This window comes from Curtobacterium flaccumfaciens (genome assembly GCF_051548005.1).
Classification (GTDB): domain Bacteria; phylum Actinomycetota; class Actinomycetes; order Actinomycetales; family Microbacteriaceae; genus Curtobacterium.
Genome location: NZ_JBPUGH010000110.1, coordinates 1 through 11,406 on the forward strand (window position 1 = coordinate 1; position 11,406 = coordinate 11,406).

The 11,406-nt window shown below is 73.0% G+C and carries 14 protein-coding genes; 9 read left to right on the forward strand and 5 right to left on the reverse strand.

Features of this window, described 5'->3' with window-relative positions; all coding sequences use genetic code 11:
- The coding region (locus ACSW7Y_RS12565; RefSeq protein ID WP_438126612.1) for a TetR family transcriptional regulator at nt 1-271 on the reverse strand (271 nt) is incomplete at its 3' end.
- A 50-nt stretch (nt 272-321) separates the two neighbouring features.
- Here ACSW7Y_RS12565 and ACSW7Y_RS12570 point away from each other — a divergent pair.
- The gene (locus tag ACSW7Y_RS12570) at nt 322-849 is read left to right on the forward strand and encodes a GNAT family N-acetyltransferase (protein WP_438126613.1); all 528 of its coding nucleotides are present in this window, start codon (nt 322-324) and stop codon (nt 847-849) included.
- Here ACSW7Y_RS12570 and ACSW7Y_RS12575 read toward each other — a convergent pair.
- Nucleotides 819-1,637 carry a polysaccharide deacetylase family protein gene (locus ACSW7Y_RS12575; RefSeq protein ID WP_438126614.1) on the reverse strand — a complete coding sequence of 273 codons (819 nt, stop codon included), beginning with the start codon at nt 1,635-1,637 and terminating at the stop codon, nt 819-821. The two genes, ACSW7Y_RS12570 and ACSW7Y_RS12575, sit on opposite strands and share 31 nt — an antisense overlap.
- A gap of 253 nt (nt 1,638-1,890) precedes the next feature.
- Between ACSW7Y_RS12575 and ACSW7Y_RS12580 the strand changes: the two genes are divergently transcribed.
- The 6 genes from ACSW7Y_RS12580 to ACSW7Y_RS12605 all read left to right on the forward strand — a co-directional run bounded on the left by ACSW7Y_RS12580 (nt 1,891) and on the right by ACSW7Y_RS12605 (nt 6,286).
- A complete protein-coding gene (locus ACSW7Y_RS12580) occupies nt 1,891-3,081 on the forward strand; it encodes a zinc-dependent alcohol dehydrogenase (protein WP_438126615.1) in 1,191 nt (396 codons plus the stop codon).
- Between the two features lie 88 nt (nt 3,082-3,169).
- Entirely contained in the window at nt 3,170-4,240 is a 1,071-nt protein-coding gene (locus ACSW7Y_RS12585) for an NAD-dependent epimerase/dehydratase family protein (protein ID WP_438126616.1), read from the forward strand.
- A 102-nt stretch (nt 4,241-4,342) separates the two neighbouring features.
- Nucleotides 4,343-4,666 (forward strand): SHOCT domain-containing protein, encoded by a 324-nt coding sequence (locus tag ACSW7Y_RS12590; protein ID WP_438126617.1) that lies wholly within the window; start codon nt 4,343-4,345, stop codon nt 4,664-4,666.
- Entirely contained in the window at nt 4,663-5,184 is a 522-nt protein-coding gene (locus ACSW7Y_RS12595) for a hypothetical protein (RefSeq protein ID WP_438126618.1), read from the forward strand. The genes ACSW7Y_RS12590 and ACSW7Y_RS12595 overlap by 4 nt, the downstream gene beginning before the upstream one ends.
- A 9-nt stretch (nt 5,185-5,193) precedes the next feature.
- Complete coding sequence (locus ACSW7Y_RS12600) at nt 5,194-5,613, forward strand: DUF6314 family protein (RefSeq protein ID WP_438126619.1); 420 nt, start codon at nt 5,194-5,196, stop codon at nt 5,611-5,613.
- A 4-nt stretch (nt 5,614-5,617) separates the two neighbouring features.
- A complete protein-coding gene (locus ACSW7Y_RS12605) occupies nt 5,618-6,286 on the forward strand; it encodes a pentapeptide repeat-containing protein (RefSeq protein WP_438126620.1) in 669 nt (222 codons plus the stop codon).
- Nucleotides 6,287-6,399: 113 nt separating this feature from the next.
- Here ACSW7Y_RS12605 and ACSW7Y_RS12610 read toward each other — a convergent pair whose 3' ends face one another.
- Entirely contained in the window at nt 6,400-7,374 is a 975-nt protein-coding gene (locus tag ACSW7Y_RS12610; protein ID WP_438126621.1) for an NAD(P)/FAD-dependent oxidoreductase, read from the reverse strand.
- A 66-nt stretch (nt 7,375-7,440) separates the two neighbouring features.
- On the opposite strand from ACSW7Y_RS12610, the gene ACSW7Y_RS12615 reads away from it, so the two are divergent.
- The gene (locus tag ACSW7Y_RS12615) at nt 7,441-8,070 is read left to right on the forward strand and encodes a helix-turn-helix domain-containing protein (RefSeq protein WP_438126622.1); all 630 of its coding nucleotides are present in this window, start codon (nt 7,441-7,443) and stop codon (nt 8,068-8,070) included.
- Here the strand turns inward: ACSW7Y_RS12615 and ACSW7Y_RS12620 are convergent.
- Together ACSW7Y_RS12620 and ACSW7Y_RS12625 are read right to left on the reverse strand one after the other, a co-directional pair.
- Nucleotides 8,067-8,753 (reverse strand): hypothetical protein, encoded by a 687-nt coding sequence (locus ACSW7Y_RS12620; RefSeq protein ID WP_438126623.1) that lies wholly within the window; start codon nt 8,751-8,753, stop codon nt 8,067-8,069. The two genes, ACSW7Y_RS12615 and ACSW7Y_RS12620, sit on opposite strands and share 4 nt — an antisense overlap.
- A gap of 237 nt (nt 8,754-8,990) precedes the next feature.
- Complete coding sequence (locus ACSW7Y_RS12625) at nt 8,991-9,980, reverse strand: LacI family DNA-binding transcriptional regulator (RefSeq protein ID WP_438126624.1); 990 nt, start codon at nt 9,978-9,980, stop codon at nt 8,991-8,993.
- Nucleotides 9,981-10,083: 103 nt separating this feature from the next.
- Here ACSW7Y_RS12625 and ACSW7Y_RS12630 point away from each other — a divergent pair, with 103 nt between their 5' ends.
- Nucleotides 10,084-11,376, forward strand: a complete 1,293-nt coding sequence (locus ACSW7Y_RS12630; RefSeq protein ID WP_438126625.1) for an extracellular solute-binding protein — start codon at nt 10,084-10,086, stop codon at nt 11,374-11,376.
- Nucleotides 11,377-11,406 lie beyond the last annotated feature (30 nt).

Sequence of the window (11,406 nt, forward strand, 5' to 3'; positions counted from 1 at the left end):
GGGCCACCGCGCGGACCGCGGCGGCGGGGTCGGGGGCGGACGCCTCGGACGCCTCGGCTCGTGCCCGTGTGCGCTCGTGCAGGACCTCGCGGGCGTGCAGGAGCAGTGCGCGCTTGTCGGGGAACGTGTGCAGGACGAGCCCCGTCGTGCACCCGGCGCGCTCGGCCACCGCGCGCAGGGTCAGGCCGGTCGGGCCGAGTTCGGCGAGGGTGGTGAACACCGCGTCGGACAGGCGTGCGCGGTGCGCGGCGTCATCTCGGATCCGTGGCACACCGGAAGCGTAACAGGTGTTACGGTAACGATCGTCACGAAAGGACGGCCATGCCCGACGCCACGCCCTGGACCATCACGACGACACCCTTCGACGACCCCGACGCGGACCGGCTCCGCCGAGCGCAGCGCCGGGAGCTCGACGCCCGCTACGGCTCGAGCGACCACGAGCCCGGCGTGCCGCCGTCCGCGGCGGACGTCCCCGTGTTCCTCGTCGCACGGGACGCCGACGGCACGCCGATCGCCTGCGGTGGGCTCCGACCCCTCGCCGCCGACGTCCTCGGCCCCGGCGTGGTCGAGGTGAAGCGGATGTACACCGCTCCCGAGGCGCGCGGGACCGGGGTGGCCACGGCCGTGCTGCGGGCGCTCGAGGACGAGGCCCGTCGGCTCGGAGCGCCGCGGCTGGTGCTCGAGACCGGGCCCGCGCAGCCCGATGCGATCCGGTTCTACCAGCGCGAGGGGTACGAGCCGATCCCACTCTTCGGGGCCTACTTCGGTTCGGACGTCTCGGTCTGCTTCGGCCGCTCGTTGGACCGTGCCGATCCGGGTCAGCGCGAGAACACGTCGTCGAGCGTGTAGGTCGCCAGCCGCCGCTGCCGGAGGAGTCGACCGAGCCGGGGGAGCGCGCCGATCGTCCCGGGGTGGTTCGCGTGCCCGATCACGATCCGCCCCGCGGTGAACCACTGGTCGGCGAACCCGACGATCTGACCGGCGCCGATGTCACCGGAGTCCGCGAGCGTGCCGTACCAGAGCAGCGGCGTCGTGTACCCGACCCGCGCGGCCGCGGCGTCCACCCGGGCGTCGTGGTACCCGTACGGCGGCCGGAAGTACGGCCGCGCGTCGACACCGAACGTGTGCTCGATGAACTCGTGGTTCCGGGTGAGCTCGTCCTCGATGGCCTGGTCGGAGAGCCCGGTCAGCGCCGGGTGGTCCCACGTGTGGTTCCCGATCTGCACCTGCCCCGACTCGATGAGTGGTCGGAGGGCGTCGGCGTGCTCCGTCCACGACGGTCGCACCCCGTTGACGAAGAACGTCAGCCGCGTGCCGGTCTCCCGGGCGAACCGGACGTAGGCCCCGACGACGTCCGAGGAGGCACCGTCGTCGACCGTCCACGCGATCCCCGATGTCCCCGCGGGGAGCCCGGTCACCGTGCCGGCCGGGAGCGGCCGCTTCGTGATCGACGGCGCCGTCCAGGTCGGTGAGGCCGTCGGCGTCGGCATCGGCGTCGGCACGGCGACGGGCGTCGCGGAGCGGGACGGGGCGGTGACGCGACGGGGCGTGGCCGGCGAGCACGCCGACAGGGCCGAGGTGGCGAGCAGGGCACCGGCTCCGGCGAGCAGGGTGCGGCGGGTGGTGCGGTGGTCCATCCCCACCACCATCCGTCGTGGTCGGGTCCCGCACATCGCCTCGCGGAACGATCATCCGGTGGCCGGTCGGCCACCGTCGCCTCGCCCGGCGGTCGGCGCGCCGGACCGGACTGGAGGCACGGCGCGCGTCCGGTCGCACACCCCGCGTCGCAGCCGCGGCTGGGAGCGCACCCCGGGGCGGACGGGTACCGACGTAGGGGAGACGAGCCGTGCCTCCCGGCCGGCCCGGAAGCGACCACGAGAGGAACGCGACGTGCGCGCACTGACCTGGCAGGGCACCGAGAAGGTGTCCGTCGAGACCGTCCCCGACCCGACCATCCAGGAGCCGACCGACGCGATCGTGCGGATCACGTCCACCGCGATCTGCGGCTCCGACCTGCACCTGTACCGCGTGCTCGGCCCCTACATCGACAAGGGCGACGTGCTCGGGCACGAGCCGATGGGGATCGTCGAGGAGGTCGGTTCCGCGGTCACGAACCTCACGGTCGGCGATCGCGTCGTCATCCCGTTCAACATCTCCTGCGGACACTGCTGGATGTGCCGGCACGGCCTCCAGTCGCAGTGCGAGACGACCCAGGTGACCGAGTACGGCACCGGAGCGTCCCTGTTCGGGTACACGAAGATGTACGGCCAGGTCCCCGGTGGACAGGCCGAGTACCTCCGGGTCCCGCACGCGGACTACGGTCCGATCAAGGTCCCCGACTCCGGACCGGACGACCAGTGGCTCTTCCTGAGCGACATCCTCCCGACCGCGTGGCAGGCCGTGCAGTACGCGGACGTCCCCGAGGGTGGCACGCTCGCGGTGCTCGGACTCGGCCCCGTCGGACAGTTCGCCGCCCGGATCGGCAAGCACCTCGGCTACCGGGTGCTCGCCGTCGACCCCGAGCAGGTCCGTCGCGACCTCGGAGCGAAGCACGGCGCCGAGGTGTTCGACCTGACGAAGGACCTCGTGCCGCAGCTGGTCGACCTCACCGACGGACGCGGACCCGACGGCGTCGTCGACGCGGTCGGCATGGAAGCGCACGGCAACCCCGTCGCGGGCTTCGCGCAGCGTGCGGCCGGCCTCCTGCCCGACAAGCTCGCGCAGAAGGCGATCGAGACCGCGGGCGTGGACCGGCTGGCAGCCGTGCACACCGCCATCGACCTCGTCCGCCGCGGCGGCACCGTGTCGCTCAGCGGCGTCTACGGCGGGATGGCCGACCCGATGCCGATGATGACGCTCTTCGACAAGCAGATCACCATCCGCGAGGGGCAGTGCAACGTCAAGCGGTGGATCGACGACATCATGCCGCTCGTGCAGGACTCGTCGGACCCGCTCGGCACCCTCGACCTCACGTCGCACCGGGTGTCGCTCGAGGACGCGCCGCGCATGTACTCGGTCTTCCAGAAGAAGGAGGACGACTGCGTGAAGGTCGTGCTCGACCCGTCCCTGGCCGCGGCATGACGACCCGGTCGCGGGTGGCTCCCGCGGCGATGACGCGTGGGATGTCGCCGCGGGTGTCGCGCGGGGCGTCGTCGCGCGGGTCGCGCTGATGCGGGTCGTGGTCGTCGGGGCGACCGGCAACGTGGGGACCGCCCTGCTCCGCCGGCTCGCCGCCGCACGGCTCGCGGGGGAGGGGGCCGACGGGGGCTCCGGTGGTGGTGACGGTGGCCTGCAGGTCGTCGGGGTCGCGCGCCGGCTGCCCGACGCCCGGGTCGCCCCGTACGACGTCGCCGTCTGGCACGCGCTCGACGTCGGCGACCCCGGCGTCGTGCCCCGGCTCACCGCCGTGCTGCAGGGCGCGGACGCCGTGGTGCACCTCGCCTGGGCGCTCCAGCCGACGCACGACATCCCGGCGCAGCGGCGCACCGACGTCGACGGGCAGGCACACGTCCTCGAAGCAGCGGTGCGTGCCGGCGTCGGGCACGTCGTGGTCGCGTCCTCCGTGGGCGCGTACCGCGGGGTCGACGCGGCGGGGAAGCGCACGCCCGTCGACGAGTCCTGGCCCGCGACGGGCATCCCGACCGCGACGTACTCGAAGCACAAGGCGGAGAACGAGGCGGCCCTCGACGCGTTCGAGGCCGCCCACCCGACGATCACCGTGACGCGGCTCCGACCAGGGCTCGTCTTCCAGCGTTCCGCCGCCGCGGAGCTGCACGGGCTGTTCCTCGGACACCTCGTGCCGATGCGCATCGTGCGCTGGGTGCGGTGGGCGGTGCTGCCGCTGCCGTACCCGTTCGTGTTCCAGGCCGTGCACGCCGACGACCTCGCCGACGCGTACTGGCGGGTCGTGGACCGGCGGGCGGCGGGCGCGTTCAACATCGCCGCCGCTCCGGTGCTCAACCCACCCCGCATCGCCCGGGCGCTCGGGATGCGTGGGGCCGTCCGGATCCCGCTCCGGCTGCTCCGCGGGCTCGTGACGCTCACGTGGCGGCTCCGACTGCAGCCGACGGACGCCGGGTGGATCGACATCGCCGCGGGCGTGCCCGTCATGCGCACCGACCGTGCCCGGTCCGAGCTCGGGTGGGAGCCGCGGCACACCGCCGAGGAGGCGCTGCGCGAGCTCGTCGGCGGGTTCGCGGACGAGGCGAGCGTGCCCGCGTCAGGGCCGCTGCGGGGATGAGGTCGGGGCCGCTGCCGGGATGAGGTCGGGGCCTCGTTCGCGGGGCAGCGCTGCCGACAGGACGTCCACTACGGTCGGAGCAGTCCGACGAAGGGGGACGACGTGTTCGGAGAGCTGTTCGGGAACGAGATGGGCGACGGGTTCGGCGCGTTCGGCGTGCTGTTCGGGATCGTCGCGGCGATCATCGGTCTCGGGTTCGTGGCGATCATCGTGTCGATCGTCGTCCGGAGCAGCCGGATGGCGAAGCGCGGGCAGAACCCGTTCACGCTGCAGGAGGACCTGGCGTACCGGGCGATGCAGAGCCAGACCCTCGCGCCCGCGAAGACGCTCGAACAGCGGCTCGCCGAGCTCGACGACCTCCACGCCCGCGGCGTCATCTCCGACGAGGAGCACCGGGTGGCCCGCGCGGACGCCCTCGGCGGGTGAGCATCCCCGACTTCGACGTCGAACAAGCCGCCGGGCCGCGGTTCTGGGCGGTGCTCCTCGGGGTGCTCGGGGCGGTCGTCGGGGTGCTGGCGGTCATCGGCGCGCCGCTGCCGGTCGGTGCATCGCGGTACGGCTTCCACGAAGCGGCCTGGGCCCGCACCGTCCACGACGTCCAGGCCTGGCTCGCGCACGACGGCTGGCGGGTCTCCGGGTCGTCCTGGGTGTTCGGTGCGGCAGCGGTGGCCGCGCTGTCCGGTGTCGCCGTGCTCCTGCACCCGACGTGGCCGGACGGGCGGCGGACGGCGCTGGTCGTCGTGCCGGCCGGCACGTTGCTGGTGGCCGGTCCGGCGACACAGTGGGCCCTCGGCCTGCCCTGGTCGAACTACGGTGTCGGCTCGACGGCCGACATCGCCGGTGGCCTGCTCGCCGCAGCCGCTCTGGCCATGGTGGGCGCCGCCGTTTGGCTCGCGGTCCGGCGCCGTCGGCGTGGGCAGGACGGCGCAGACCCGCGGCCGTAGGGTGGACGCGTGCTGCAGCCGACGGACCTCCTCGGGGAGTGGGAACTCCGACGGAGCGTGGTCGACCGGCTCGCCGGCGTCGAGGGCACCGTCACGGGGAGCACGACGCTGTCCCTGATCGACCCGGACGAGGTGCGCTGGGACGAGTCCGGCACGATGACCCTCGACGGCCGCGCGGTGCCGGTCTCGCGGACGCTGTCCGTCCAGCGGGGCAGCGACGGCGTCTGGGTGGTGCACTTCTCCGACGGCCGCGTCTTCCACCCGTGGGTCTGGGACACGTCCGTCGCCCACGCGTGCGCGCCCGACGACTACACGGGCGTGCTCGGCGGCGACACCGAGCGGTGGACCGTCCGCTGGGACGCCCGCGGCCCGGCGAAGGACTACACCCTCACGAGCGAGCTCCGGCGTCGGACCCGCGCGGCAGACTGAGCGCATGGCCCGCAGAACCGACGGCACCGACGCCCCGCGCACCACCGTCCCGTCCCCGTCCGACCTCGAACCGTGGACGCCCGGCCCCGGCGACGTGCTGTCCGGCGACCGGATCGAGGGCAAGCGCATCGTCGTGCTCGACCTCGCCGGTGAGCGCGTGCCCGACCTCGAGCTCGAGGAGTCCGTCGTCGAGTCACTGCGCGCGGGCGACGCCGACCTCCGGGGCCTGCGGATCCGGGACACCGTGGTCGAGGAACTGGACGCGCCCGTGCTCCGCGTCTCGAGCAGCACCTGGCGCGACGTGCAGGTCACCGGCGGACGCATCGGGTCCGCCGAGCTCTACGACTCCGGGCTGAACGGCGTCGAGTTCGTCGGCATGAAGCTCGGGTTCGTGAACCTCCGCGGCGCGACCCTCACGGACGTCGTGTTCCGCGACTGCGTGGTCGAGGAGCTCGACCTCGCCGACGCGAAGCTCGTCCGGGTGGCGTTCCCGGGCACGCGGATCCGGGTGGTCGAGGGGACGAACACCCGGATCGAGCACGTCGACCTGCGCGAGACCGACCTCGACCGGGTGGAGCGGCTCGACGGGCTCCGTGGGGCGACGATCGGCAGCGACCAGCTCTTCACGCTGGCCCCGCTCCTGGCGGCCCAGGCGGGCTACCGGGTCGACTGACACTGACCTCGCACCGTGCGAGGCCGCCGTCGAACGGTGCGAGGTCGTGCGCACGGTGCGAGGACTTCCGGCTGCCACCGTGTAGGGAACCTCGCACCGAGCGGCGTCCGCGCTCACCCGACCGACGCCGCAGCAGCCACCGCAGCCGCGAGGTCCGCCTGCACGAGGTCCCCGTGCACCGCCGCACCGACCGCCGTCCCGGCCGCCGCCGACGCGATCACGGTCGCCATCGGCGCCGTCACGTTCCCGGCCGCGTACACGCCCCGGACCGGGGTCTGACCGACACCGTCGACCGCCAACGCGCTCCCGAACCGGTGACCCCCGACGACGAAGTCGGTGGCCGCCAGACCGACCCCGGCGAGGAAGTCGACCCGGGCCTCGGCCGTGCTCGCGGCGGCGAGGGCGTCGAGCGCGACGAAGTCCCCGGAACCGAGGGTCACGCCGGTCAGTCGGTCGCCCTCGGACTCCACCGCCGCGACCGACTGGCGCACGACCGCGATCCCGCGCGCCCGGAGACCTGCCAGAGCGGTGTCGTCGACCAGCGCAGGATCGGTGACGAACGCCGTCACGTCGTCACTCAGAGCACGGAACATGAGGGCGTGGTGCGCTCCGTTCGGCGTTGTCACGAGCACGCCGATGCGACGGTCGCGGATCTCCCACCCGTGGCAGAACGGGCAGTGCACGACCCCGCGCCCCCACTGCTCGGCGAGCCCCGGGACCTCGGGCAGGACGTCGACGGCGCCGGAGGCGACGACCAGCCTGCGTGCCGTCACGACCGCGCCCGAGTCGAACGTGACCGAGAAGCCGACCGCGTCGGCGCCGTCTCCGTCCGTGGCGGACGTCGCCACGATCCTCCCGGCCGTCACCTGGACGCCGTAGGCGGCGACTTCCTCGCGACCGACGCGACCGAGCTCGGAGGGGGACACGCCCTCGCGCCCGAGGTAGTTGTGGACGCCCTCGGCCGGCGCGTTGCGCGGTTCGCCCGCGTCGACGACCAGGACCGAGCGCCGGGACCGGCCGAGGATGAGGGCTGCTGACAGGCCGGCGGCCGCGCCGCCGACGACGATGACGTCGAACTGATCTCGCATGACGGCAGCATGCGCGCGGGTGTGAGGATCCAGCAAACAACGTTGCCGCTCTGGCAAAGTGGTGCCATGGCACACGACCGGGAGGCACGGATCACCCCGCGCACGACCGCCGACGTCGTCGAGGCGGTCGGCCCACGACTCCGCGCGCTCCGTGGGCACCGCGACGTCACGTTGGCGGCGCTCGCCGCCGAGACCGGCATCTCGGTGTCGACGCTCTCGCGCCTCGAGTCCGGGCAGCGCAAGCCGACACTCGAGCTGCTCCTGCCGCTCGCGCGGGCCTACCAGGTGCCGCTCGACGACCTCGTCGGGGCGCCGCCGACGGGGGACCCGCGGGTGCACCTCAAGCCCGAGGTGCACGGCGGGCGCGTGGTCGTGCCGCTCACCCGGCGCACCGGCGGCGTGCGGTCGTTCAAGCAGCTCATCCCACCGGGACCCGCGAACACCGACCGGACGCTCCGGACGCACGAGGGCTACGAGTGGCTGTACGTGCTGTCCGGGCGCCTCCGGCTGCTGCTCGGCGACCGGGACTTCGACCTCGGGCCGGGGGAGGTCGTCGAGTTCGACACCCACACGCCGCACTGGGTGGGCAACACGACGGACGAGGTCACCGAGGTGCTCTGCCTGTACGGACCGCAGGGGGAGCGGGCGCACGTCCGGTCGAGTCCCGCGCCGCGGGCGGACCCGGACGTCCGCTAGAACACGTGCGTGATGACGTCGTCCAGCAGGCCGGACGTCGACACGTTCGACTGCTGGATGTGGATGCCGACGTCGCCGCGGGTGGAGTAGGTGTCGCCGTCGGTGACCGGGTACTGGCTGTTCTGCGAGACCTTCTGACAGCGGTAGCCGTACCCGTCGAGCGAGCAGTCGTAGCCCGCGAGCGCGCTCTGCAGGTGGGGGTAGGCGTTCGACGAGTCGACGACGGCGACCCGGATCGACAGGAACGTGGTGTCCGCCCGTGGATCGCGCCAGACGCAGTACAGGGACTTCCCGTCGGGCTGCAGCACCGGCGTCAGGGCGTCCTTCGGCACCTCGACCGGGTCCCCGACGACGTCCGGGTCGTTCAACGGCGCCGAGGCGAACGCGTCGTCCCACCTGCCCGGCGTGATGAGTCCGGCGCAGGAGTCGGGGATCGTGCCGCGGTCGTCGTCGACGCCGGGCACCGGGGTGATCGTCGCGGTCGGGCGCGGGGTCGACGTCGGTGACGGGGACGCCGGAACGGCCTCGGAGGCGGAGGTCGCGCTCTCGGCGACGGGCGTGGTCGTCGGATCCGACGCCGTCGTCGGCGCGCAGCCGGAGAGCGTGAGGACCGCGAGGATCGCGACGCCGGACGCCGTCCCGATCGCCGCCCGCCTCGTGGTGCGGTACTGCTTGCCAGCCATGCCTGCCCCCTGGTCGTCCGAGCACCCGATGGTCCTCGTGGGCGACGGTAGCCCCGCGATCCGTCGTCCGGTTCGTCGGTCGCGAAGTCGTCACCGAACCGTGTCCGACCGACTCGCAGGCGGACCACGGACGACGGATGGCGGCCGCGGGTCGGGCTGCGGGCGTCGGTCGCGGGTTGCACGAGGACCGTCAGCGCGGATCGGGGAGTCCGTCAGTCGCGGGCGGGCTGGAGGGCGTCAGCCGCGCCAGACCACCCGCGGCGCGAGCAGGCGGTGCCCGGTCGTGGCCGGCAGGACCGAACGGCCGGACCCCATCAGGAGTTCGACCGCCGCCGAGGCCGCCGCGTCCAGGGGTTGCTCGACGCTCGAGATGCCGACGGCCTCGGCGACCGGGGTGTCGTCGTACCCGACCACGGGCACGTCGGCACCCAGGGCGAAGCGGGCGCCGAGTGCGAGGGTGTCCGACGCGCAGACCACGGCGTCGAACGCGGCCCCGTCGTCCACCGCGCGCGACACAGCGGCCGTGGCCGCAGCGACGTCGTCCTCGCACGTGAGTGGCGCGGGGTCGTCGTCGAGCCCCGCTGTCGCCAGGGCGTCCCGCCAGCCGAGGCGCCGTTCGTCTCCCTGGCCGGAGGGACTCGGCCACCCGAGGAACCCGATCCGCCGGTGCCCGCGCGCGACGAGCCCGGCGGTGGCGTCGCGGAGTCCAGCCCGCCCGTCGACGTCGACCCAGGGGTGCGCGGCGTCGTCCATGTCCAGCACGCCCCAGGGCCGTCCGAAGGTCACGAAGGGCACGTCGCGTGCACCGAGCCAGGCCGCACGCGGGTCGCCGTGGGCCGTCGAGGTCAGGACGAACCCGTCGACGTCCGAGCCCTCGACGAGGCGCTCCATGTGCGCGAGCTCGTCGTCGAGGTCGGTCGCGGTGAAGAGCAGGATCCGCATGCCGCGCTCGTCCGCCCGTTCGACGAGGGCGTGCAGGAACCGGTCGAGGACCGCGCCCGAGATGCCGTGCACCGGCGGGAGCCGGACGCCGAGCGTGCTGCTCTGCCTGGTGCGGAGTCGTCGAGCGGACGCGTGTGGTCGGTACCCGAGTTCGTCGATCGCGGCTCGCACGCGGTCGAGCGTCGCCGCGCGGACGATCTCCGGGCGGTTCAGTGCGTTCGAGACGGTCTGCCGGGAGACCCCGGCAGCCGCTGCGACGTCGGCGACAGTGGCGGGCTGGGACACAGGGTTCACGGTAGCGGGTCCAGGGTGTACCTTTGCATCGTTTGATCGATCAAATTTGAACGATCGAAGCCCGCGAGGGCCTGAACTCGACGAGGAGTCCACGATGCAACGACCAGTGCGACGAAGCACAGCACGCAAGCTGACCGCGGGCGCGATCGCCCTCACCGCGGCGCTCACCCTCTCGGCCTGCGGGTCCGGGTTCTCCGGTTCGGGTGGCTCGGGTGGCTCGGGCGGCTCCGGTGGATCCGCGTCCGGGAAGCTCACCTCGAGCAACGACCCCATCAGTGTCCTGATCGGCTCGTCGGGGGACGCCGAGACCGCCGCGGTGAAGAGCGCAGCCGCATCGTGGGCGAAGTCGTCCGGTACGAAGGCCACGGTGCAGGCCGCCAACAACCTCGACCAGCAACTCGCCCAGGGCTTCGCGTCCGGCAAGCCCGCCGACGTCTTCTACGTCAGCACCTCCTCGCTCGCCGGGTACGCCTCGAACGGCTCGCTCCTGGCGTACGGCGACCAGCTCACGGACAAGGGCGACTTCTACCCGACCCTCACGAAGTCGTTCACCCTCGACGGCACGCTGTACTGCGCGCCGAAGGACTTCTCGACCCTCGCACTCTTCATCAACAAGGCCGACTGGAAGGCCGCCGGGCTGACCGACGGCGACGTCCCCACGACCTGGGCCCAGCTGAAGACCGTGTCCGAGAAGCTCACCCAGGACGGCCGTGTCGGGCTCGCCGTGAGCCCGCAGGTCGAGCGACTCGGGGCGTTCATGGCGCAGGCCGGTGGCGCGCTGACCAACAGCGCCCAGACGAAGGCCACGGTCGACTCCGCCGCGAACGTCGAGGCGCTCGACTACGTCAAGGGCCTGCTCGACGACGGCTCGATGAAGTTCTCGAGCGACCTCGGGGAGAGCTGGGGCGGTGACGCGTTCGGCAAGAACAAGGCCGCGATGACGATCGAGGGCAACTGGCTCACCGGCGCGATGTCGTCCAGCTACCCGAGCGTCGGCTACGAGGTCGCGAAGCTGCCCGCGGGGCCGAAGGGCGCCGGCACGCTGCAGTTCACCAACTGCTGGGGCATCGCGAAGGACTCCCCGAACCAGAAGGCCGCGCTGTCCTTCGTCGAGAAGATGGTCAGCAAGGACCAGCAGCTCGCGTTCGCGAAGGCGTTCGGCGTCATGCCCTCCGTCGAGTCGGCCGCGAGCACCTGGAAGCAGGAGTACCCGCAGTACGCGCCGTTCCTCGACCAGGCCGGCGACGCGGTGGGTCTGCCGACCAAGAGCGGGACGGCCGACGTCATCGCGGACATGGACTCGAAGCTCGGCACGTTGAAGAGCACCGACGTGAAGACGCTGCTCGAGGGTGTCCAGAAGAACATGTCCGCCGCGCTGGAGGGCTGACGAGCGTGTCCCGGAAGAACCGCGGCGAGA

What these genes read in the sequence shown, in the direction of transcription:
- ACSW7Y_RS12570 (WP_438126613.1), top strand. Translation starts at nt 322, where the DNA reads ATGCCCGACGCCACGCCCTGGACCATCACGACGACACCCTTCGACGAC.
- ACSW7Y_RS12575 (WP_438126614.1), bottom strand. Translation starts at nt 1,637, where the DNA reads ATGGACCACCGCACCACCCGCCGCACCCTGCTCGCCGGAGCCGGTGCC.
- ACSW7Y_RS12585 (WP_438126616.1), top strand. Translation starts at nt 3,170, where the DNA reads ATGCGGGTCGTGGTCGTCGGGGCGACCGGCAACGTGGGGACCGCCCTG.
- ACSW7Y_RS12605 (WP_438126620.1), top strand. Translation starts at nt 5,618, where the DNA reads ATGGCCCGCAGAACCGACGGCACCGACGCCCCGCGCACCACCGTCCCG.
- ACSW7Y_RS12610 (WP_438126621.1), bottom strand. Translation starts at nt 7,374, where the DNA reads ATGCGAGATCAGTTCGACGTCATCGTCGTCGGCGGCGCGGCCGCCGGC.
- ACSW7Y_RS12615 (WP_438126622.1), top strand. Translation starts at nt 7,441, where the DNA reads ATGGCACACGACCGGGAGGCACGGATCACCCCGCGCACGACCGCCGAC.
- ACSW7Y_RS12620 (WP_438126623.1), bottom strand. Translation starts at nt 8,753, where the DNA reads ATGGCTGGCAAGCAGTACCGCACCACGAGGCGGGCGGCGATCGGGACG.
- ACSW7Y_RS12630 (WP_438126625.1), top strand. Translation starts at nt 10,084, where the DNA reads ATGCAACGACCAGTGCGACGAAGCACAGCACGCAAGCTGACCGCGGGC.